Origin of the sequence: Corynebacterium sp. MSK310 (assembly GCF_030227355.1) — a bacterium.
GTDB classification, from domain to species: domain Bacteria; phylum Actinomycetota; class Actinomycetes; order Mycobacteriales; family Mycobacteriaceae; genus Corynebacterium; species Corynebacterium rhinophilum.
The window spans coordinates 22527-44995 of sequence record NZ_JASPFZ010000003.1 but is presented as its reverse complement, the minus strand read 5'-3'; the positions used below and the strand labels follow the sequence as shown (position 1 = coordinate 44995).

Sequence of the window (22469 nt, the reverse complement as noted above, 5' to 3'; positions counted from 1 at the left end):
CCATTATAGGAGGTAACCCCGCGTATCTTCGCGGCCATTTCCCTCAACAAGAGTCTCAAATAAAGGATCCTGGGAGGGTAACGGCCGGCTCAATTCACAACCAATGGTGTTAGCTGCAAACTCAGCCCGCCGCTACCCAGCCCAGTTGCCACATTCAGCGGTGAGGCTGGCATCTACTGGCAGAGACTACCAGCCCTTAACCACCGCTGAACGGGCGGGGCGTCGCTATTAGTTCGCGCCGCCGGTGCGCTCTTCGATGATCTCCTGAGCCACGGAGGAAGGAACCTCAGCGTAGGAGTCGAAGACCATGGTGAAGTTAGCGCGGCCTGCGGTGGAAGAACGCAGGTCCCCGATGTAGCCGAACATCTCAGACAGCGGAACCTTGGCCTTGACGACCTTGGCGCCGGAGCGGTCTTCCATGGCGAAGACCTGGCCACGCCGGGAGGAGATGTCACCGTTAACGGTACCCATGTACTCCTCAGGGGTAACAACCTCAACGGCCATCATTGGCTCCAGCAGAACCGGCTTTGCCTTGGCCATAGCTTCCTTGAATACCTGGGAGCCGGCCAGCTTGAAGGCCATCTCCGAGGAGTCAACGTCGTGGTAAGCGCCGTCTTCGAGCGTTGCCTTGATGTTGACCATCGGGAAGCCAGCCAGGTAGCCGTATTGCATAGCGTCCTGGATACCAGCATCGACGGAAGGAATGTATTCCTTCGGCACGCGGCCACCGGTAACGGCGTTCTCGAACGCGTAGGTTGCAGACTCGCCCTCTTCCAAGGTCTCTGGGTCCGGGTTGTACGGCTCGATGGTGCAGATAACCTTTGCGAACTGGCCGGAACCACCGGTCTGCTTCTTGTGGGTGTAGTCGATGGACTCCACCTTGCGGCGGATGGTCTCGCGGTAAGCAACCTGTGGGTTACCGATGTTTGCCTCGACCTTGAACTCGCGCTTCATGCGGTCAACCAACACGTCGAGGTGGAGCTCGCCCATACCACCGATGACGGTCTGGCCGGTCTCATCATCCAACTCAACAGTGAAGGTTGGGTCCTCGGCAGCGAGCTTCTGGATGGCGTTACCCAGCTTCTCCTGGTCGGCCTTGGTCTTCGGCTCGATGGAGACCTTGATAACCGGGTCCGGGAAGTCCATGGACTCAAGAATGATCTGGTCATTCTTGTCACACAGGGTGTCACCGGTGGTGGTTTCCTTCAGACCAACAACGGCGTAGATGTTGCCGGCGTCAGCCTGCTCCACCGGGTTCTCCTTGTTGGCGTGCATCTGGAAGAGCTTACCGATGCGCTCCTTCTTGCCCTTGGTGGAGTTCATGACCTCGGTACCAGGGGTGACCTGGCCGGAGTACACGCGCACGAAGTTGAGCTGACCGAAGAACGGGTGAGCTGCAATCTTGAAGGACAGTGCGGAGAAGGAAGACTCAACGGAAGGCTTACGGGTAAGCTGCTGGTCCTCATCGCCCACAGCGTGGCCGATAACCTCGCCCACGTCCAGCGGGTTAGGCAGGAAGTCCACAACAGCATCCAGCAGTGGCTGGACACCCTTGTTGCGGTAAGCGGTACCACAGTAGACCGGGTAAATCTCAGAGTTGATGGTCAGCTTGCGGATGCCGGCCTTCAGCTCGTCGATGGAAAGCTCTTCGCCGCCGAAGTACTTCTCCATGAGTTCTTCGTCAGACTCTGCAACGGCCTCAACCAGCTGCTCGCGGTACTGCTCAGCCTTTTCCTTGAGGTCCTCGGGGATCTCCTCGTAGGTTGGCTCTGCACCGGTCTCGACCTTGCCGCGCCAGGTGATGGCCTGCATGTTCAGCAGGTCAACAACGCCGTCGAAGTCATCCTCAGCGCCGATAGGCAGCTGCATAACGAGCGGCTTAGCGCCCAGGCGCTCAACGATGGTGTCAACGGTGTAGTAGAAGTCTGCGCCCAGCTTGTCCATCTTGTTGACGAAGCAGATACGCGGAACGTCGTACTTAGCAGCCTGGCGCCACACCTGCTCGGACTGTGGCTCCACGCCTTCCTTACCGTCGAAGACGGCGACGGCGCCATCGAGGACACGCAGGGAGCGCTCAACCTCAACGGTGAAGTCAACGTGACCCGGGGTGTCAATGATGTTGATCTGGTTGTTGTTCCAGAAACAGGTCACAGCAGCGGAGGTAATGGTGATGCCGCGTTCCTTCTCCTGTGCCATCCAGTCAGTGGTGGATGCACCGTCGTGGGTCTCGCCCACCTTACGGTTGATACCGGTGTAGAAGAGAATACGCTCGGTAGTGGTCGTCTTACCAGCATCGATGTGGGCCATGATGCCAATGTTGCGGACCTTGTTCAGATCCTTGAGCACTTCTTGTGCCACGTTTATACCCCAACTTAATAGTCGTCGACGCCGTGACCAGAAACCTGGCTAAGACGCCTGCATGGATAAGTTCTTGAAAAGTTTGCCATTGAGTGGCCGTGCTAGGTGCCCAGTGGCTCCTAGACTTCCATCGCTTCAGTGTACTGGACATAAAGCGAATGCGCTGGACTAGGCCAGCTGCGCTGGTCTAAATCACACCCGGTGCCACCAAAATGGCCCAAGCAAGAGATATGAAGTTTTGTGTCGCCGCCGGGAAACCCGGAAATCAGCGCGAAACTCGTTTCTCGTTGCTTAGGCCAATGATGCAGGTGCTGAAAATTACCAGCGGTAGTGAGCGAAGGCGCGGTTAGCCTCAGCCATCTTGTGGGTATCCTCGCGGCGCTTCACGGAAGCGCCGAGGCCGTTGGAGGCATCCAGGATCTCGTTGGAGAGACGCTCGATCATGGAGTTCTCGCGACGCTGGCGGGTGAAAGTCACCATCCAACGCAGTGCCAGGGTGTTGGCACGGTCCGGGCGAACCTCGACCGGCACCTGGTAGGTAGCGCCACCCACGCGGCGGGAGCGAACCTCGAGGTCTGGGCGGATGTTGCCCAGGGCCTTTTCCAGGGTGCCAACCGGGTCGGTGCCGGTCTTCTCGCGGCAAGCCTCAAGCGCGCCGTAGACGATGCGCTCTGCGGTGGACTTCTTGCCGTCCTGGAGGATCTTGTTGACGAGCATGGTTACCTGCTCGGAGTTGTATACCGGGTCCTTTACTACAGGACGCTTCGGAGCAGCATTCTTACGCATTGTTTATTACTGTCCCTTCTTTGCGCCGTAACGGGAACGAGCCTGCTTACGGTCCTTGACGCCCTGGGCATCCAGGGAGCCGCGGATGATCTTGTAACGAACACCTGGAAGGTCCTTTACACGGCCGCCGCGAACGAGGACCATGGAGTGCTCCTGCAGATTGTGGCCCTCACCTGGGATGTAGGCCGAAACCTCGATACCGCTGGTAAGGCGCACACGAGCAACCTTACGAAGAGCGGAGTTCGGCTTCTTCGGGGTGGTGGTGTACACGCGGGTGCACACGCCACGACGCTGCGGGGAACCCTTCAGCGCAGCGGTAGAAACCTCTTTGCGCTTGGTCTGGCGGCCCTTGCGGACCAGCTGTTGAATAGTTGGCATTAAACAGTCTTTCTGTCGAATTGCACCACTTCTTAAGAAGGGAACCAAACATGCAAAAATAGGCGCTCTTTCCCGGGGCGCTTCCGCATGTCCAGAACTCTTCCCAAGGCGGGTGCCTTGTTAAGGATCAGACTTTTCACTATGTTCTTTGCGCGCCATATTCACACAGGGTGCACAATACATAGTGAACTAGAGATAAGACTAGCAAAGCCAGCGCTATGAATACAAAACAGGGAATGTATCCTGCCGGCGGCGCGGAGGAGCTACTCCCACTCCCACGTCAGGTCCGGCTCTGCGGCCTTATCATAAAAGTAGGATTTCTCCTGCTCTTCCCAAGTGCTAAACCACTTCTCGTAGGCCGGCTCCCGCGCAATCGCGCGCTCATAGCGCTGCTCGCGGGGGCCATCGATGCGCACGGTCACCACCGCGCCGCGCTTTTTCGCCGCCGCGATATTATCCGCGGTCACGGAGCCAACGCCTTCAACAATGAGGTCATCACGAACGTCGAGGCTTGCCCAGTCCCCGGGGCAATTGGCCTCCCAATCCCAGCGCCAATAGCCAGGGTTCATGGTGCGCAAGACCTGCTCGCCCACCATCTCGGAGCCCTTTTCCAGGCCATGCCAGCCGGGATAGAATTCATCGAGGTGAACCACCCGCCAATTGGTGCGATCCGCCAAGGCGGCGGAGGTCCAGGTTTTGCCGGAGCCCGAGGGGCCATCGATAAGCACCGTGATGGGTTTAAACGCACGCTTTCGCGAGGCTGCTAGCTTAACGATGTCCTCCAAGAGGCGCTCTTGTTCGGCATCAATGTCCATAGTGCTTGAATCACTGCTTTCGCGGATTAAAGGCCAAAGAATCTCCAGGCCCCAGTAAGTACCGAAGTTACCACCGGTACACAAGCAAGGGCGAGGCCGCAGGCCATCACCCACCCATCGCGGGCGTGCAACCTGGATTCTCGGGCCCAGGTCCGCTCCCCTCCTCCGGGTGGGGTGCGCCCGAAACCGCGCGCTTCCATCGCCGTCGCGAGCTTGCCGCCGCGGCGCAGGGCAATCACCAACAGGCCAAAGGACATCGTGAGCAAGTGCTTGAAGCGCCCTTCATCCGTGAGCCCACGGGCTCGGCGCGCCATGCTGAGCGATTGCCAATCCGATTTCAAGAGCGTCATCATGCGCACGCCGGCCACGGCGCCGATGACGAAGCGGGAGGGAAGGCGGAGGATCTGCGAGAGGGCATCGCCAAGCTCGGTGGGATCGATATCGCGTGCGAGCACCACCGTTGGTAGCGCGACCGCGAGCACACGCAGCGTGATCGCGATGGCCAAGGTGACCGAATTTTCCGTCACCGTAATAAGCCACCAGCTGAAGTACTCCTCTCCACCGGGCGCGCCATAGAGCAGCATGGAAATGCCCGAGAGCGGGGCGATGAGGAATAAGAACCAGCCGGCCTTCCACAAGCGCACCCAGGAAACGCCACACAGCGGCGCCAAGATGAGCGTCAGGCTTAGCGATATCGCCGCCGATACCCAGTCGATGGAGGCAAGCAGCGGCGTGACCCAGACGAACATCAAGAAGATGCGGGTCAGCGGGTTTACATTGCGCAAGAGATTAGGCACCGCGCACCTCCACCTGATAATCGCCCAAGGCCGCCATGAATTGTGGGTCATGGGTAATGGAGGCAATGGTGGTGCCGTCATCGGCCAATTGGCGCAAAAGGCCCACCAATTCCACAAAGGTGCCGGGATCCTGGCCAAAGGTCGGCTCGTCCAAAAGCAGCACCTCCGGCGCGGTGACCAGAGCCGTTGCTACCGAAAGCCGGCGTTTTTCGCCCCCGGAAAGCGTGAAGGGATTGGCCTTCAGCAAATGCCCCAAGCGCAACGATTCCACCAGTTGCGCGATGCGTTTTTCTGGGGGATCAACGCGCATGACCTTAGGAGCGACCCGCAGTTCTTCTTCCACGGTGCGCGAGACAAATTGGTGTTCCGGATTTTGGAATACGAAGCCAATGCGGTCAGCCAATTCGCGGGATTTCCACCGGGAAGGAGGGCCCTTCACGCCGCGGCGGATGAAATCAGCAACCCCGATTTCCCCGGACTCGGCAGGCAACAGCCCCGCCATTGTCATCAGCCACGTGGATTTTCCCACGCCATTGCGGCCAGTGATGACGGTCGAGGCGCCCGCCGGCAGGGAGATAGACCGCGGCGGCCCATAGCGGGTGACCAAGTCCTTGCTCCACAGCGCCGCAGTGGACTCTGCGAGCGCATCGCTTCCCAGCGACCGCGCCCGCGGGAGACCGGTGACCTGGCGCTTGCGGGCGACGTCAGCAAAGGGGCCATCAGAAATAATGCGCCCATCCTTCAGCTCTACCGCGCGGTCCAGCACGCTTTCCCACGCCGCATGCTGATGCTCGACTACCACCAAGGTGGCACCGGTGTGCTCCACTAGCTTGCCGACGGCCCGCACCACGTCCTGCGCGCCTTCCGGATCCAGGTTAGCGGTCGGCTCATCCAATAGGACCACGCCCGCGCCCATGGCGATAACCCCGGCGAGCGCCAAGCGTTGCTTTTGCCCGCCGGACAGATGCTCGGTGAGAAAATCCAGGTCCACATAGGGGCCAACTAGGTCTTGAGCCTGTTGCACCCTGCGCCAGATCTCCTCGCGCGGATACGCCAGGTTCTCGCAGCCAAAGGCGATATCATCGCCCACGCGCGCGGAAATGACCTGCGAATCCGGATCCTGGAGAACCAACCCCACCGGAATGGTCCGCCCCGGCTCTTCCACCGTGCCCGCAGAATCCTCCAAGGTAATCTCGCCGGTGCGCGTGCCTTCCTCATCGGAGCCCAAGACACCTGCCATCGCCGCCAATAGCGTGGACTTTCCGGAACCGGAGTCCCCGCAAAGCAGGATCTTCTCACCGGGATCGATGACGAGGTCTATGTCCTGCAGCGCCGGTTGGGAGCGCCCAGCGTGGGTACACCCATAGCCGCGAGCCGAGATTTTTGTGGCATTTCCCGTGAAGTGTGAAAAATCAGTCACAGCGGTCTAAGCCCTAAGCGCGCTGTTCGCGGCCTACTGCAAAGCGGTCAAGGGCACCGGTCTTAGCCAATGCCTTCACCAGGTAAAAGCCCAGGGCGCCGGCCAAGATGGCACCGGAAATGGTCAACGTGACCAAGTAGATCACATTGAACTCGAAGGACTTCGCGAGGTTACCGGAGGTAAACAGCTCTAGGACGAAGGCACCCCAGCCTGCTGCCATACCGGCCAGGATGGTAACGCCAAGGTTGAACTGGCGGTACATGAAGATAGCGAGGATGATTTCCACACCAATACCCTGCGCCAGGCCCGAGTACAGGGTGCTAATGCCCCACTGCGAACCCAAGACGGCAGACACGGTAGCGGCGAGAACCTCCACGTACACCGCTGCACCCGGCTTGCGGATGACCAATCCGCCCAGAATGCCACCAAGCAGCCAGATACCGGTGGCCAAGCCACCAAGCCCCGGCGTGAGCGCATCCATGGCCTCGTACCAGGCATAGCCCACGGCATTCCAGCCCAAGAATACGAAACCACAGGCAACACCCAAGACGGATGCCACCACAATATCCACCACGCGCCAGTCCAAGTTGCGCTTTGGTGTTGCGGCCCCAGCAGTATTAGCAGTCATTGTTTTCTCCCTCTCGCCGGAATTACCCGGATCAGGTTCAACGGTTCACCGCGTTATATCGCAGTATCTCAGCCTTCATTTCTGTGCCTGTGCGGCTTGTGCGCCCGCGGGCCCACAGATTCTGAAAGCTCCCGTGTAATGGTGTAAATCAAGTAGTCCAAGGCCCATATTTTACTTATCTGGGCCACAGGCTTTACTCATACTAGCAGGCACATATACCAGTCCCCGCAATCGATTCCGCGGCCGAATTGGCATACGCAACCGCGACAACGAACCTCAACGACACGAGCCCCCGCTTACCGTTACGCACGGAAGCGGGGGCTCTGACTGGACGCGGTACCGCGGGGCACACGCGCTCTAGGACTTAGAAGGTGAAGTCCTCATCTAGCGGGACGGAAGCGCCGGTGAATTCACCGAAGCCATCATCGCCGTAGATGGAATCGCCGTAAGTCGGAATCGAGTATGCGGCGTTGCGCGCAGCCTCGGTCGGCTTGACGGAGATATTGCGGTAGCGCGAGATACCGGTACCGGCCGGGATCAGCTTACCGATGATGACGTTCTCCTTGAGACCGATGAGCTTATCGGAGCGCTTGTTAATAGCGGCATCGGTAAGCACACGCGTGGTCTCCTGGAACGAAGCTGCGGACAGCCAGGACTCGGTAGCCAAGGAGGCCTTGGTAATACCCATAATTTCCGAGCGCAGCTGTGCCGGCTCGCCGCCTTCTGCGACCTGTGCAGCGTTCATCTGCTTGGCCTCAGAAAGGTCGATCAGGTTACCCGGCAGCAGCTCCGTGGTACCGGCGTCGATGACGGTACCGCGGCGCAGCATCTGGCGGATGATGATCTCGATGTGCTTGTCGTGGATAGCCACACCCTGGGTGCGGTACACGGCCTGCACCTCGTTGATGAGGTGCTGCTCCACGCCGCGACGGCCCAGAACCTCGAGCACGTCGTGCGGGTCAGCCGCACCACGCATCAACCGGTCACCGGTCTCAACGTGGTCGCCGTCCCGCAAGGAACGCTCGATCATCGCATCCGGGTTGGACTCCATCGGGCGACGCACCTGGGCCAGACCCTGGCGCTTGGACAGCTTCTCGTAAACCACGTCATCAGAGCCGTCATCCGGGGTAATGGTCATGGTCCAGAAGTTACCTTCATCGGACAAGGACACGGTGCCGTCCACGGAGGCAATCGGTGCGCGGTTCTTCGGGTTACGGGCCTCGAAGAGCTCCTGCACACGCGGCAGACCACCGGTAATGTCGCCACCGACACCACCCTGGTGGAAGGTACGCATGGTCAGCTGGGTACCAGGCTCACCAATGGACTGTGCAGCCACGATGCCGACGGCCTCGCCGATGTCGACCAACTGGCCGGATGCCATGGACTTGCCGTAGCACTTAGCACAGACACCAGCCGGGGTCTGGCAGGTCAGCACGGAGCGAACCTTGACGTCGGTGACCTTGGCATCGAGAAGCTTCTGCGTAAGCTCCTCGGTCAAGTCTGCACCAGCCTCTGCGACGACTTCGCCGTTCTCATCCTTGACATCGGTGGCAAGCACGCGACCGGAAGCGGAGGTCTCCCACAGCTCGGAGAGGACGACCTTGTCGCCGGAAACCTCGCCGATAGGAACGCGCACGCCCTGGCGGGTGCCACAGTCCTCTTCGCGGACGATGACGTCCTGAGCGACGTCCACCAGACGGCGGGTGAGGTAACCCGAGTCAGCGGTACGCAGCGCGGTATCGGCCAGACCCTTACGGGAACCGTGGGAGTTGTTGAAGTACTCCAGCACGGACAGGCCTTCGCGGAAGGAGGTCTTAATAGGACGGGTGATGTAATCACCGTGCGAGTTCACAACCATGCCCTTCATACCGGCCAGCGTCCAGATCTGACGCATGTTACCGGCAGCACCCGACTTCACAATCATCGGAATTGGGTTGTAATCCGGGTAGATGTTCTCGACGGCCTCACCAACGGTGTCGGTAGCATCCTTCCACAGCTCAACCAGGCGGTCATAACGCTCGCGCTCCGTGAGAGCACCCTGCTCCCAGTACTTACGCTCGATGCGCTCTGCTTCCTTCTCATAAGACTCGAGGATCTCGGTCTTATTCGGCAGCACCAGCACGTCAGACATCGTAATGGTCACACCGGAACGGGTTGCCCAGTAGAAGCCAGCGTCCTTCATGTTGTCCAGAACCTGGGCCACGGTGATCATTGGGTACTTGGTGGCCAAGTCATTGACCACGTCACCAATGAGCACCTTGCCGTCGGTGCCGCCGCCCTTGCGGACCATGATGCCCTCAAGGTACGGGTAGTTCCACGGCAGCAGCTCGTTGAACATGATGCGGCCGATGGTGGTGTAGCCCAACCATGCCTGGCCCTTGGACCATCCATCTGGGAAGAGCTCTGCCTCGATGTCCTCTGGCGGACGCAGGTGATCGATGCGGACCTTGATCGGCGCCTGCAGACCAACCGTGCCACGGTCATACGCCATCAGGGCCTCAGCGTAGGAGGAGTAGACGCCGGTTGCCGGGTAGTCCTCGCCAGCCTCGCGGTAGCGACCGTTGCCGCCGATCTCGTCCTCTGCCTTGTCCATGGTGAGGTAGTACAGGCCGGTCACCATGTCCAGACGCGGCATAGCCAGCGGCTTACCGGATGCCGGGGACAGAATGTTGTTGGAAGCCAGCATCAGCACGCGAGCCTCTGCCTGTGCTTCTGCGGATAGCGGCAGGTGAACTGCCATCTGGTCACCGTCGAAGTCGGCGTTGAAGGCCTCACAGGCCAGCGGGTGCAGCTGAATAGCCTTACCCTCAACCAGCTTCGGCTCGAAGGCCTGAATACCCAGGCGGTGCAGCGTAGGCGCACGGTTGAGCATCACAGGGTGCTCAGAAATGGCCTGCTCCAGCACGTCCCACACCTCTGGGCGCTGGCGCTCCACCATGCGCTTTGCAGACTTGATGTTCTGGGCGTAGTCGTTTTCGACCAAGCGCTTCATAACGAAGGGCTTGAACAGCTCGAGTGCCATGAGCTTCGGCAGACCACACTCGTGCAGCTTCAGCTGGGGGCCGACGATAATAACGGAACGACCGGAGTAGTCCACGCGCTTACCCAGCAGGTTCTGCCGGAAACGCCCCTGCTTACCCTTGAGCAAGTCAGACAGAGACTTCAACGGGCGGTTGCCCGGGCCGGTAACCGGACGGCCACGGCGGCCGTTATCGAAGAGCGCGTCCACAGACTCCTGCAGCATGCGCTTCTCGTTATTCACGATGATCTCTGGTGCACCCAGGTCGATCATGCGCTTCAGGCGGTTATTGCGGTTGATAACGCGGCGGTACAGGTCATTCAGGTCCGAGGTGGCGAAGCGGCCACCGTCCAGCTGCACCATCGGGCGCAGCTCAGGCGGGATAACCGGAATTGCGTCCAGCACCATGCCTGCCGGGTCATTGCCGGAGTTCAGGAATGCGGCAACAACCTTGAGGCGCTTAAGCGCGCGCATCTTCTTTTGGCCCTTGCCGTTGTTGATGATCTCACGCAGCTCCTCGGCCTCTGCCTCGAGGTCGAAATTGCGTACCAAGGTCTGGATGGCTTCTGCACCCATGCCGCCGGTGAAGTAATCCTCGTAGCGGTCAACCAGCTCTTCGTAAATGGTCTCATCGATGACCATCTGCTTCGGAGCAAGCTTCAGGAAGGTGTTCCAGATTTCATCCAAGCGCGCGACCTCGCGCTCGCCGCGCTCGCGGATGTGCTGCATTTCCTTATCGGCAGCGTTCTGTACCTTCTTGCGGGCATCGGCACGCGCACCGGCTGCCTCCAGTTCTGCCAAGTCGGACTCGAGCTTGGAAGCGCGCTCTGCGATCTCGGACTCGGTATCGTCCTCAACGTCCTTCTTTTCCAGCAGCATTTCTGCTTCCAGAGTGGACTGGTCGTTGTGGCGAGCCTCTTCATCAACCGAGGTGATGATGTTGGCAGCGAAGTAGATGATGCGCTCAAGGTCCTTCGGAGCCAGGTCCAGCAGGTAGCCTAGGCGGGAAGGAACGCCCTTGAAGTACCAGATGTGGGTTACCGGAGCGGCCAGTTCAATGTGGCCCATGCGCTCACGGCGCACCTTGGACTTGGTGACCTCTACGCCGCAACGCTCACAGATGATGCCCTTGTAACGGACGCGCTTGTACTTACCACAAGCACACTCCCAGTCACGGGTAGGTCCGAAAATGCGCTCGCAGAACAAGCCGTCCTTTTCCGGCTTCAGCGTGCGGTAGTTAATGGTCTCGGGCTTTTTAACCTCGCCCTTAGACCAGCGACGGATATCGTCAGCAGTGGCCAGACCGATGCGGAGCTCGTCGAAGAGATTTACGTCAAACACGTAATGTCTCCCTTTCATCCTCGTCATCTGAGGAATTGATGGCTTTTAATGAATTAATCTTTATTGCCCGCCCGCGGCGGTCCCGGTGTTAGGCACCGGAACCATGCATTCCGCAGTGGACCGAGAATCTATTTAGGCGATGTCTGCGGAAGAGCCCTCATCGCGGGACAAGTTAATGCCAAGCGATGGGCTATCCATGTCATCGTCATCAGAGCCAGACAGCTCCATCGGAGTGCCGTCGGTGGAAAGAACTTCCACGTTCAGGCACAGGGACTGCAGCTCCTTGAGCAACACCTTGAAGGACTCAGGGATGCCCGGATCTGGGATGTTGTCGCCCTTCACGATGGCCTCGTAGACCTTCACGCGGCCCACCACGTCATCGGACTTAATGGTCAAGAGCTCCTGCAGGGTGTAGGCAGCGCCATAAGCCTGCATTGCCCACACCTCCATCTCACCGAAGCGCTGGCCACCGAACTGAGCCTTACCACCCAGTGGCTGCTGGGTAATCATGGAGTAAGGACCAGTGGAACGAGCGTGAATCTTCTCATCAACCAGGTGGTGCAGCTTGAGCATGTACATGTAGCCCACGGAGATGGGGTACTTGTACGGCTCGCCCGAGCGGCCATCGAAAAGCGTGGCCTTACCGTGCTCATTGACCAGTACGTCGCCGTCGCGGTTCGGGCGGGACGATGCCAACAGGCGCTCGATCTCGTGGTTGGTAGCACCATCGAAGACCGGGGTGGCGGTCAGGGAGTCCGCAGGGACATCGTAAAGCTCTTCCGGCAAGGTCTTGAGGAGCTCGGCGTTAGCCGGATCCTCGGTGTCGACCTTCCAACCAGCGTGAGCCAGCCAGCCCAAGTGCAACTCAAGCACCTGGCCGATGTTCATACGACGCGGCACACCGTGGGTGTTCAGCAGGATGTCCACCGGGGTGCCATCCTCCATGAACGGCATATCCTCTGGCGGCAGGATCTTGCCCACAACACCCTTGTTGCCGTGGCGGCCGGCCATCTTATCGCCGTCCTGGATCTTGCGCTTTTGTGCCACGTACACGCGGATCATCTCGTTGACGCCAGGTGCCAGGTCGTCGTCATCATCGCGGGAGAAGCGAGCAACGCCAATAACCTTGCCCACCTCACCGTGCGGAACCTTCATGGAGGTATCGCGCACCTCGCGGGCCTTCTCACCGAAGATGGCGCGCAGCAGGCGCTCTTCCGGAGTCAGCTCGGTCTCACCCTTCGGGGTGACCTTACCCACTAGGATATCGCCGGCACGAACGTCAGCACCGATACGGATGATGCCGCGCTCATCGAGGTCGCTCAAGACATCCTCAGCGACGTTTGGAATTTCGCGGGTGATTTCCTCGGCGCCCAGCTTGGTGTCACGAGCATCGATCTCGTGCTCTTCGATGTGGACGGAGGTCAGGATGTCCTCCTCCACGATGCGCTGGTTAAGGATGATGGCGTCCTCGTAGTTGTGGCCTTCCCACGGCATGAACGCAACCAGCAGGTTGCGGCCGAGCGACATCTCACCATTATGGGTACCTGGGCCATCGGCCAAAACCTGGCCGGCCTCTACGCGCTGTCCCATGGACACCAGCGGGGTCTGGTTGTAGTTGGTGCCCTGGTTGGTGCGCTCGAACTTACGCAGGATGTAGGTATCGCGCTGACCCTCATCGTCCATAATGGTAATGACGTCAGCGGTAACGTTTTCAACCACACCGGCCTTTGGCGTGATGACGACGTCACCAGCGTCGTAGGCAGCGCGCTGCTCCATACCGGTACCCACCAGTGGGGCCTCGGAACGAACCAGCGGAACCGCCTGCTTCTGCATGTTCGCACCCATCAAGGCACGGTTAGCATCGTCGTGCTCCAAGAACGGAATCATGGCGGTACCAACGGAGACCATCTGGCGCGGGGAAACGTCAACGTAGTCCACACCGGAGGCATCGGTCACTCCGATGTCACCTTCCTTCAAGCGGACCTCGATGCGCTCGCCAATCAAACGGCCTTCCTCGTCCTGCTCAACCTCGGCCTGAGCAATGGCGAAGCGGTCCTCCTCATCAGCGGTGAGGTATTCCACTTGGTCCGTAACCTTGCCGTCAACGACCTTGCGGTACGGGGTCTCGATGAAGCCGAAGGGGTTCACGCGGGCGTAGGACGCCAGCGCACCAATCAGACCAATGTTTGGACCCTCAGGGGTCTCAATCGGGCACATGCGGCCGTAGTGCGAAGCGTGCACGTCTCGCACCTCAATGCCGGCGCGCTCACGGGACAGACCACCTGGGCCCAGTGCGGACAAGCGACGCTTGTGGGTCAGGCCAGACAGGGAGTTGTTGTGGTCCATGAACTGCGAGAGCTGCGAAGTACCAAAGAACTCGCGGATAGCAGCAGAGACCGGGCGCACGTTAATCAGGGACGTCGGCGTGATGGACTCGGCGTCCTGGGTGGTCATGCGCTCGCGCACGACGCGTTCCATGCGGGACAGGCCAACACGGACCTGGTTCTGGATGAGCTCACCCACGGTGCGCAGACGACGGTTGCCAAAGTGGTCGATGTCGTCGGTGTTCAGCGAGATCATCTCGCCGTTTGGTGCCTTCATCTCACGCTCGCCAACGTGCAGGCGTACCAAGTACTCCAGGGTGACGGCGATGTCTTCTTCAGTCAGGGTCATCAGACCGTCGTGGTCGCCGCCAAGGCCCAGCTTGCGGTTGGCCTTGTAGCGGCCAACCTTGGCAAGGTCATAGCGCTTAGCGCGGAAGAAGGAGTTATCCAACAAGGACTGCGCCAACTCGCGGGTAGGCTGCTCGCCCGGGCGCTGCTTGCGGTAGATCTCCAGCAGCGCTTCATCGGTGTTGGATACACCGTCAGATTCTAGGGTGGACATCATGAGCTCAGAGAAGCTGAAGCGCTCCCTGATCTGCTCCTCGGTCCAACCCAGTGCCTTCAACAGGACGGTTACCGGCTGGCGGCGCTTGCGGTCAATGCGCACGCCGACGGTATCGCGCTTGTCCACGTCGAACTCCAGCCAAGCACCGCGGGAAGGAATAATCTTCACGGAGTGCAGCGGGCGTTCGGTGGACTTATCGATGGAACGATCGAAGTACACACCCGGGGAACGCACCAGCTGGGAGACGATGACGCGCTCGGTACCGTTCACGATGAAGGTACCCATATCCGTCATGATCGGGAAGTCACCGATGAAGACGGTCTGCGACTTAATCTCTTGGGTGTCGTTATTAATAAACTCTGCGGTCACGTACAGCGGCGCGGAGTAGTTGATGTCCTTTTCTTTACACTCATCGGCGGTGTTTTTCACCGGCTCGAAGCGAGGCTCCGACAAGGACAGGGACATATTGCCCGAGTAGTCCTGAATCGGCGAGAGCTCTTCGAGGATATCCTCAAGGCCACTCGTCACGCGTGCGTCATCGCCGCGCTCAGCCTGCTCACGCTCGCGCCATTCCGGCGAGCCGACGAGCCAAGCAAAGGAATCGAGTTGTACGTCAAGGAGGCCCGGCAGGGCGATAGGCTCGCTAATTTTCGCAAACGAGTATCGCTTCGGGGCTCCGGGGATATTGGCCACTGACTTGGTCTGGCGGGAGACTGCCAAGATGGGTCCTTCCAGCACCTCACGCGGATTGCTACTCGCCCTGGCCGACGAGCAGCAAAACCGCTGGTAATTTTAGCATTCGGTCTGCTGTGGAGTGTCTGGGTTCAGAATGCACAAAATCACCTTGTCAAGTCGGTTTTGCCATCACCAACCCGAAAGGCTAAATGTGCACCGAAGATCCAGATTCCAGCGCAACGAATTAGTGTATAGGAAAAACTCAGGTATGTAAAGACACACCACTCTTAAGGCTTTTTCATTCCGCGTTCGGGGGCAAGCTCTCGCTCGCCGCTGCGCCAACGCGGCAGTAATGCTGCACCGCGTCTATCGCGGCAACCACAAGCACCGTACCACTAAAAACTCATGCAACCGCAACCCGAACCACACTTAAGGCTCTTAGCTGGAACTTTGCCTAGCTATTTGGGTGACGTTTTTCTTTCCGCGACGGCGTACATGCTTGTTTTTACGGTCATATATTCCAAGTGCCCCAATGACCCCAATAAAGGTAAGCAAGATACCGATTCCTAGGGCTACCCAGCGCGCGATCTCCGCCACGTGGTTGCGTGGGAATGATTCTGCTTCCGCGATGAGCGCCGCACGGCTTTCCTGTGAAGTGGAACCATTAAAGACAAAGGCTCGCTCGCGCCCTACCCCCTCGCGATCCGCGTAGTAGTCATCGATATCCATATCCATGCCCACCACCAAGCCGGTGGCTTGGTCGACGTAGAAGTCTCGGCTGCCCGAGTGCATCAAATAACCAGGTTCTTGACCCCCATCTTCCTTGGGGAAGGAGGTGGTATTGCCATCGGCGGCATACAGCTGCGCTACGTTCGTTGGTTCAATTTCCTGGTGATAGCGATACACCGTGCGGCCTTCTATGTCAGTTTCTTCTTCAAAGACCGCGTCCACCGCCTTGCGCAGGGTGGGGTCAAAAACCGGGTAGTTCGTTTTCTCCGCATCCGCTGGGAATTTCAGCCAGTACCCGTCGATGGCCACCTGATCTTCGGGGCTAGCCAAAGTGTGGCTCAGGCTGGCTTCTGCCTCTGCCTCACCGCTCAGGCGGTCCATGGGATAGGTCCACACCTGCGCCTGGCTTAAATCGTCGATGCCCTGACCATCGCCGCGCAGGCGCGTCTCCCCTATGCGCAGCGTCGCGGTATCTTCATCTGAAGGCTCTTGGATGCTCGCATTAATCTGGTAGGTCATCGGCCCAGAATAAGGCGACGTGCCATCCTTATTGACCACTTGGGAATCCGCGGAGTCATCCTTAAGGGTCCACGCGGTGTTTTTGAGTTCCAACGGCAACCGCGGCGAGAAATCCAAAAACGCCGGCGCCGCTACTCCGGCGGCCACCAGCGCTACGCCGAGGCCAAGTAAAAGGACGGAAAAGATGCGGGACTTGGGCAGCATGGGGGCTAATTCTACAGCGCTAGCCCCCAAATCCTAGTTTCTACAGGCGGGCTCGAGCGGACTAAACCTAAGATTCCTACGCCATGTGCTTATCCCAGGCAATAATGCCGCTCGTGTCCGTCGTGCGCCGAGCGCACCAAAGGTCATATTCTTCTTGCAATCCCAACCAGAATTCGGCGGAATTGCCAAAATATGCCGAAAGACGCAAAGCCATATCCGCGCTCAATCCAATTCGCCCTCGGACAAGCTTCGAAATCTGGGATTTGCTGCTAAAAACGTCCTTCGCCAAGCGATATTGAGTAATACCTAAAGGCGTTAAAAACTCTTCGCTTAATACCTCACCTGGGTGCGGCACAGGGACTATGTCCAGTGCTCCTTCAGACCCATTAGTGGTAATCGATGAAGTCAACATCGATAGCTCCCTTCTCTGTCCACCGGAAAATTATCCTCCACTGTGCATTTACTCGAATCGAATAAAAGCCTTCGAACTGACCTCTAAGCTTTTCCAGGTGATTCGCTGGCGGAACTCTTAAATCAGAAACTGTCGCAGATCGATCAATCATGATCAACTTCCGGCGTAATACTTTCCGCAATTCAGGAGGTACGTACTTGGGCGATTTACCATTAATGTGAAACAGCTCTAAGCTATCTCTCCTAAATTCCACAATCCTATAGTGTCACACTTTGAAACTTGAGTCTACCGCTGAGACAATCATTATTAGAGTCGTCGCAACGACCCACTAAGCTCAAGGAACCCGCAAAACGGGAGAAACCCCCATCTCCCACCGCATTTAGCGCGGTAAGAGTGGGGGCTTCGAAAGCGTGAAGCTCAGTTAAATTACTTGAGCTCGACGGAAGCGCCAGCCTCTTCCAGCTTGGTCTTAGCAGCCTCAGCGTCGTCCTTGGAAGCGCCTTCGATGATGGCCTTAGGTGCACCCTCAACCATTTCCTTAGCTTCCTTCAGGCCCAGGCCGGAAACGAGCTCGCGGACAGCCTTAATAACGCCGATCTTCTTAGCGCCAGCGTCGGTCAGAACGACGTCGAACTCGGTCTGCTCCTCAGCAGCGGAAGCGCCGCCCTCAGCCGGGGCGCCCGGTGCAGCAGCGGCAACCGGTGCAGCAGCCTCAACGTCGAAGACGTCCTCGAATTCCTTAACGAACTCAGACAGTTCGATGAGGGTCATTTCCTTGAAAGCTTCAATGAGCTCGTCCTTGGTGAGCTTAGCCATGATGGCAAGTCCTTTCTGTGTTGTGTGCTTGTTCCCCGGTGATGGGGTAACAGGCACGGTGTTTTATGTGTGCGTCTTTTGTGACGACTTAAGCTTCTGCTTCCTTCTTGTCCTGCAGAGCAACAACGGTGCGAACCGCCTTGGTTGCAGGAGCGTTGAAGACAGCGGCTGCCTTCGCCATAGAACCCTTCATAGCGCCAGCCAGCTTTGCGAGGGTGGTCTCGCGGTTGTCCAGCTTGGCGATGGCCTGAACCTGCTCCGCAGACAATGCGTCGCCGTCCATGTAGCCACCCTTGATGACGAGTGCCTTGTTGTCATCAGCAAACTTGGTGATGACCTTCGCAGCATCTACTGCCTCGCCCTTGATGAACGCAATTGCGGTCGGGCCAGTCAGCAAATCATCAAGACCTTCGATGCCAGCTTCGTTGGCAGCGATCTTGAAGAGGGTGTTCTTGGCGACGGAGTAGTCAACGTCAAAGCCCAGGTTGTTACGCAGCTCCTGCAGCTGGGATACGGTCAGGCCGCGGTACTCAGTCAAAACGACGGAGCTAGAATCGGCCAGCTTCTCCTTCAGCTCTGCCAAGTCTGCAGTGTTCTTTGGGTTTGCCATTGTCTCTCGCCTCCTTCCAAAACATCTCTTTTATTTTCCGCCGGGGCCTTCCAAAAAGAAAAGCCCCGTGCAAGAGCACAGGGCGTGCGACATGAGAAATGCCGCGGAATGCGCAAAGTGTCTCCTGCGTGGGCCGCCTCCATGGTGGAGAACTTTCAATCCTTAATGGATGACCAACGGTCTTCGGTGAACTTTGACTCGGCCGCAAGGCCGTTCAAACTTCACAATCGATACTACCGTACTTTCCTCGTATTCCCAAATTGCCCAGCCACGTAGGCTATCTACTATGACTTCCCTCATGTGGTTTCGCGATGACCTGCGCTTATCCGATAACCAGGCTCTCACCCGCGCAGCGCAAGCCGCCACCGATGATAAAGATGGTTCAAAGCCAGAGTTAGTGGCGATAGTTCTCGATGAGCCCGCCTACCCCGGGACCCGACCACTCGGTGGTGCCAGCAATTGGTGGCGGGAGCGCTCGCTTTATGCCCTTGCACAGGACCTCGCAACCTGCGGAGTGAAGCTTCTCCGCGCTACCGGGGATGCCCGCGCCGTCATTCCCCGCACCGCCCGGGAGATTGGCGCCGATACCGTCACCTGGACCCGCCGCTACCACGGCCCGCTGCGCGAAGTCGACGCCACAGTAAAAGCAGCGCTCGCAGATTCCGGAATTAACGCCACCTCCTACCCCGGTTTCACCCTCGTGGAGCCATGGAAGGTAACTAATGGCCAGGGCAAGCCTTATAAGGTCTTTACTCCCTTTGGGGCCGCCGCGCGGTCCCAACTCGCTGATGACGAACCGCTGCCCGTGCCGGAATTGCTGTCGCGGCGGGAGATGGGGGCATCGGCAAGCAGCAGCTGGCCTGATCCCAGCGCCGCTGAACCGCAGTGGGCTGCGTCGCTCGCCCAGTATTGGACGCCAGGGGAGGCAGGTGCGCGCGAACGCCTAGCCCAGCTCGACTTAACTCACTATGCCAGAGAACGCGATATACCCGCGCACAACGCCACCTCTCTGCTATCGCCGCACCTGCGCTTTGGCGAGGTATCCCCACGCGAAGTTTGGGTGGCCGCCGCCGAGGAGCCCGACGCGGAGAAATTTCAGTCCGAGTTGCTGTGGCGCGACTTTGCCTGGCACCGGCTCTACCACCTGCCCGATCTGGCCACCCGCAACGTGCGGAAAAAATTCAACCGCTTCGACTGGTCCTGGGATGACCCGCGGCTAAAGGATTGGCAGGAGGGTACGACGGGCATCCCACTTGTCGATGCCGGTATGCGCGAGCTCTGGCACACCGGCTACATGCACAACCGCGTGCGCATGGTGGTGGGTTCGTTTCTTACCAAGAACCTGGGAATCCATTGGCGCCTAGGCGAGGAATGGTTTTGGGACACCCTGGTGGATGCCGATGCCGCGTCCAACCCATTTAACTGGCAATGGGTGGCCGGCTGCGGCGATGATGCCGCGCCCTTCTTCCGCATCTTCAACCCTGAAACCCAGGCACAGCGCTTCGACCCCGAAGGCGCCTATATCCGCCGCTGGGCTCCCACGTTATCCGCCCCACCCATCGTGGATCTCAGGCAGTCGCGACAGGCGGCCCTAGATGCCTACGCCGAGATCAAAGGCGCAGACTAACGCTCAATACCTAGACTTTTCGTTCACACCGCAAGGCCTGTTGAACGATGCAAAAGACCCCAAGGAAAATCCTCGGGGTCTTCATTCACGCGCTATGCGCTATCACCGTCTTAGTCGGTGTAGCCCTTCTGCACGGAGCCGTCCACAGGAATGCCTGGACCGGAGGTGGTGGAGATGGTGGCACGCTTGATGTAGATGCCCTTAGCGGAAGCGGGCTTCAGGCGCTGGATCTCATCCATGAGGGCGCCGTAGTTCTCAGCGAGCTTCTCAGCATCGAAGGAAGCCTTACCAAGGATGGCGTGCAGGTTTGCAGCCTTGTCCACGCGGAAGGAGATCTTACCGCCCTTAACCTCGCTAATTGCCTTAGCAACGTCATTGGTCACGGTACCGGTCTTCGGGTTAGGCATCAGACCACGTGGGCCCAAGACGCGGGCGACGCGGCCAACCTTGGCCATCTGGTCGGGGGTAGCGATGGCAACGTCGAAGTTCAGGTTGCCCTCGTTGATCTGCTCGATCAACTCGGAGGTGCCGACGATGTCAGCGCCAGCTTCCTGAGCTGCGGTAGCCTTTTCGCCCTCTGCGAAAACGGCGACGCGAACGTCCTTACCGGTGCCGTTAGGCAGGGAAACGGTGCCGCGCACCAGCTGGTCAGCCTTGCGTGGGTCAACGCCCAAGCGGAAGACGACGTCAACGGTGGCGTCGAAGTTCTTGGAGGAGGTCTCCTTGGCCAGCTTTGCGGCCTCGATCGGACGGTACAGGCGGGACTTATCTACAAGTTCCGCAGCGGCCTTATAAGCCTTAGACTTGGTGCTCATTTAACAATTCCTTTTCTGGATTGGCGTGGTATTTGGCGGGCCGAAGCTGGCCCTACCACATAAAGTTTTTACTTCTCCGGTGCGCCATCGATGTTAAGGCCCATGGAGCGGGCGGTACCAGCGATGATGTGTGCGCCGGCCTCGATGTCGCGGGCGTTGAGGTCCTCGAACTTGGTCTGTGCAATTTCCTTGCACTGATCCCAGGTGACGGTGCCGACCTTATCGGTGTGCGGAACACCGGAACCCTTCTGGACGCCAGCGGCCTTCAGCAGCAGCTTGGCTGCCGGCGGGGTCTTCAGCTTGAAGTCGAAGGAGCGGTCTTCGTAGACGGTGATCTCAACAGGAACCACGTTGCCACGCTGGTTCTCGGTAGCGGCGTTATAAGCCTTGCAGAATTCCATGATGTTGACGCCGTGGGCACCCAGTGCCGGGCCAACTGGCGGTGCCGGGTTAGCGGCGCCAGCCTCGATCTGCAGCTTGATGAAGCCAGATACCTTCTTCTTTGGAGCCATCGAATTACCTCTTTCCTGTGGTACCGAACCTGCGTCACGATGAATAACGCGGCCCGTCCGGATGCTCACCTCAGTGGGCCACCGGAGGATGAAACGATTTACGTGTGCGCACGCAAAAGGCGCACGGCGTTCCAGTCTAGAACACCGTACGCCCTGCACAAAATCATTTTTTAAGAAATGCGCTCGATTTCCGTCGGCGACAACTCCACTGGGGTTTCGCGGCCGAAGATGGAGACTAGGCCCTGCATCTTGCCGGTCTCCGGGTCAATTTCGGAGATGGTAGCGGACACGGCAGCCAGCGGGCCGGACAGGATGGTAACGGCCTCGCCCACCTCGAAGTCGTGGGCGTACTTCTTGGCCACTTCCTTCTCCGGCATTTCAACGACCTGCTCGCCCTCTTGCTCGTTCGGGGCGGCCTCGCCCTTGGTGGCGGGAGCTTCATTCGGCATGAGGAACTTAGCCACGTCGCGGGTCTTCACCGGCGTCGCGTTGCCTTCATTGCCCACGAAGGAGGTCACGCCGGGGGTTTCGCGGATGACCGACCAGGCGGCATCGTTAAGCTCAGCACGTACCAGAACATAGCCCGGCAGCAGCTTGCGCTTTACAATCTTCTTCTTGCCGTCCTTGTTTTCCATGATCTGCTCGATGGGGACGACGACCTCGAAGATGGAGTCTTCCACCTCAAGGGTCTGCGCACGCATGTCGAGGTTTGTGCGCACCTTGTTTTCGTAGCCGGAGTAGCACTGGATGATGTACCACTGGCCCGGCTGCTTCTTCAGCTCGCGGGTGAATTCGCGCAGGCGCTTGCGGTAAGCGGCGTCCTCAGCTTCTTCCTCGGTTTCGGCGGCGCTCTCTTCGGCGGACTCGGCCTCCGCCGCGGGGGCATCGGCAAGCGCAGCGTCTTCTGCGCCAGCGATGTCAGCCTGAGCCGGTGCTGCGGCCTCCTCTTGGGCGTCCTCGACTGCGCTGGCGTGCTCTGCAGCCTGCTCCTGCACGTTGGACTGCATGGCCTCCTCTAGGGAGGTTCCTGGGTTTTCGACGTTATTTTCGTCGCTCATGAGTGGTACTCCAAAATGTCATCGGCGCGTGTTGTAGAACCAGCCTACCCGCGGCGCGTGT

Annotated in this window: 18 protein-coding genes; 1 reads left to right on the top strand and 17 read right to left on the bottom strand. The window is 58.9% G+C overall.

Annotation, left to right across the window (positions count from 1 at the left end):
- Positions 1-228: 228 nt before the first annotated feature.
- The 14 genes from fusA to rplJ all read right to left on the bottom strand — a co-directional run bounded on the left by fusA (position 229) and on the right by rplJ (position 18396).
- Entirely contained in the window at positions 229-2358 is a 2130-nt protein-coding gene (gene fusA / locus QP891_RS03785) for an elongation factor G (RefSeq protein ID WP_023016729.1), read from the bottom strand.
- A gap of 318 nt (positions 2359-2676) precedes the next feature.
- The gene (gene rpsG, locus QP891_RS03780) at positions 2677-3144 is read right to left on the bottom strand and encodes a 30S ribosomal protein S7 (protein WP_023025169.1); all 468 of its coding nucleotides are present in this window, start codon (positions 3142-3144) and stop codon (positions 2677-2679) included.
- A gap of 6 nt (positions 3145-3150) precedes the next feature.
- Complete coding sequence (rpsL, locus tag QP891_RS03775) at positions 3151-3522, bottom strand: 30S ribosomal protein S12 (protein WP_005276879.1); 372 nt, start codon at positions 3520-3522, stop codon at positions 3151-3153.
- A gap of 263 nt (positions 3523-3785) precedes the next feature.
- Positions 3786-4337, bottom strand: a complete 552-nt coding sequence (locus QP891_RS03770) for a nucleoside/nucleotide kinase family protein (protein ID WP_284770907.1) — start codon at positions 4335-4337, stop codon at positions 3786-3788.
- A 26-nt stretch (positions 4338-4363) separates the two neighbouring features.
- Positions 4364-5134, bottom strand: coding sequence for an energy-coupling factor transporter transmembrane component T family protein (locus QP891_RS03765; RefSeq protein WP_284770906.1), 771 nt, complete (start codon positions 5132-5134; stop codon positions 4364-4366).
- Positions 5127-6554 (bottom strand): ABC transporter ATP-binding protein, encoded by a 1428-nt coding sequence (locus tag QP891_RS03760; RefSeq protein ID WP_284770905.1) that lies wholly within the window; start codon positions 6552-6554, stop codon positions 5127-5129. Before QP891_RS03760 ends, QP891_RS03765 begins: the two co-directional genes overlap by 8 nt.
- Before the next feature lie 13 nt (positions 6555-6567).
- Positions 6568-7182 (bottom strand): ECF transporter S component, encoded by a 615-nt coding sequence (locus QP891_RS03755; protein ID WP_284770904.1) that lies wholly within the window; start codon positions 7180-7182, stop codon positions 6568-6570.
- Between the two features lie 364 nt (positions 7183-7546).
- On the bottom strand, positions 7547-11542 hold the full coding sequence (locus QP891_RS03750) for a DNA-directed RNA polymerase subunit beta' (protein WP_284770903.1): 3996 nt from the start codon (positions 11540-11542) through the stop codon (positions 7547-7549).
- Positions 11543-11674: 132 nt separating this feature from the next.
- Complete coding sequence (gene rpoB / locus QP891_RS03745) at positions 11675-15169, bottom strand: DNA-directed RNA polymerase subunit beta (protein ID WP_284816958.1); 3495 nt, start codon at positions 15167-15169, stop codon at positions 11675-11677.
- Positions 15170-15544: 375 nt separating this feature from the next.
- Positions 15545-16558: a cell envelope lipid trafficking protein PgfA gene (pgfA, locus tag QP891_RS03740; protein WP_284770901.1), complete on the bottom strand. Its 1014-nt coding sequence runs from the start codon at positions 16556-16558 to the stop codon at positions 15545-15547.
- A gap of 76 nt (positions 16559-16634) precedes the next feature.
- Positions 16635-16970 (bottom strand): HigA family addiction module antitoxin, encoded by a 336-nt coding sequence (locus QP891_RS03735; RefSeq protein WP_284770900.1) that lies wholly within the window; start codon positions 16968-16970, stop codon positions 16635-16637.
- A complete protein-coding gene (locus tag QP891_RS03730) occupies positions 16945-17223 on the bottom strand; it encodes a type II toxin-antitoxin system RelE/ParE family toxin (protein WP_284642670.1) in 279 nt (92 codons plus the stop codon). The genes QP891_RS03735 and QP891_RS03730 overlap by 26 nt, the downstream gene beginning before the upstream one ends.
- Positions 17224-17396: 173 nt before the next feature.
- Positions 17397-17786, bottom strand: a complete 390-nt coding sequence (gene rplL / locus QP891_RS03725; protein ID WP_005276856.1) for a 50S ribosomal protein L7/L12 — start codon at positions 17784-17786, stop codon at positions 17397-17399.
- 88 nt (positions 17787-17874) lie between these two features.
- Positions 17875-18396: a 50S ribosomal protein L10 gene (gene rplJ, locus QP891_RS03720; RefSeq protein ID WP_023025159.1), complete on the bottom strand. Its 522-nt coding sequence runs from the start codon at positions 18394-18396 to the stop codon at positions 17875-17877.
- 286 nt (positions 18397-18682) lie between these two features.
- On the opposite strand from rplJ, the gene QP891_RS03715 reads away from it, so the two are divergent.
- Complete coding sequence (locus tag QP891_RS03715; RefSeq protein WP_284770899.1) at positions 18683-20023, top strand: cryptochrome/photolyase family protein; 1341 nt, start codon at positions 18683-18685, stop codon at positions 20021-20023.
- Between the two features lie 110 nt (positions 20024-20133).
- Here the strand turns inward: QP891_RS03715 and rplA are convergent, their stop codons facing one another.
- From rplA to nusG, 3 genes are all read right to left on the bottom strand, one after another.
- Positions 20134-20838, bottom strand: a complete 705-nt coding sequence (rplA, locus tag QP891_RS03710) for a 50S ribosomal protein L1 (RefSeq protein WP_284770898.1) — start codon at positions 20836-20838, stop codon at positions 20134-20136.
- 68 nt (positions 20839-20906) lie between these two features.
- On the bottom strand, positions 20907-21350 hold the full coding sequence (gene rplK, locus QP891_RS03705; protein ID WP_023016714.1) for a 50S ribosomal protein L11: 444 nt from the start codon (positions 21348-21350) through the stop codon (positions 20907-20909).
- A gap of 170 nt (positions 21351-21520) precedes the next feature.
- A complete protein-coding gene (nusG, locus tag QP891_RS03700) occupies positions 21521-22408 on the bottom strand; it encodes a transcription termination/antitermination protein NusG (RefSeq protein WP_284770897.1) in 888 nt (295 codons plus the stop codon).
- Positions 22409-22469 lie beyond the last annotated feature (61 nt).

Bases quoted from the DNA above. Each gene is read 5' to 3' on its own strand.
- rpsG (WP_023025169.1), bottom strand. From the start codon at position 3,144: ATGCGTAAGAATGCTGCTCCGAAGCGTCCTGTAGTAAAGGACCCGGTA.
- rpsL (WP_005276879.1), bottom strand. From the start codon at position 3,522: ATGCCAACTATTCAACAGCTGGTCCGCAAGGGCCGCCAGACCAAGCGC.
- QP891_RS03770 (WP_284770907.1), bottom strand. From the start codon at position 4,337: ATGGACATTGATGCCGAACAAGAGCGCCTCTTGGAGGACATCGTTAAG.
- QP891_RS03755 (WP_284770904.1), bottom strand. From the start codon at position 7,182: ATGACTGCTAATACTGCTGGGGCCGCAACACCAAAGCGCAACTTGGAC.
- pgfA (WP_284770901.1), bottom strand. From the start codon at position 16,558: ATGCTGCCCAAGTCCCGCATCTTTTCCGTCCTTTTACTTGGCCTCGGC.
- QP891_RS03735 (WP_284770900.1), bottom strand. From the start codon at position 16,970: ATGTTGACTTCATCGATTACCACTAATGGGTCTGAAGGAGCACTGGAC.
- rplL (WP_005276856.1), bottom strand. From the start codon at position 17,786: ATGGCTAAGCTCACCAAGGACGAGCTCATTGAAGCTTTCAAGGAAATG.
- rplJ (WP_023025159.1), bottom strand. From the start codon at position 18,396: ATGGCAAACCCAAAGAACACTGCAGACTTGGCAGAGCTGAAGGAGAAG.
- QP891_RS03715 (WP_284770899.1), top strand. From the start codon at position 18,683: ATGACTTCCCTCATGTGGTTTCGCGATGACCTGCGCTTATCCGATAAC.
- rplA (WP_284770898.1), bottom strand. From the start codon at position 20,838: ATGAGCACCAAGTCTAAGGCTTATAAGGCCGCTGCGGAACTTGTAGAT.
- rplK (WP_023016714.1), bottom strand. From the start codon at position 21,350: ATGGCTCCAAAGAAGAAGGTATCTGGCTTCATCAAGCTGCAGATCGAG.
- nusG (WP_284770897.1), bottom strand. From the start codon at position 22,408: ATGAGCGACGAAAATAACGTCGAAAACCCAGGAACCTCCCTAGAGGAG.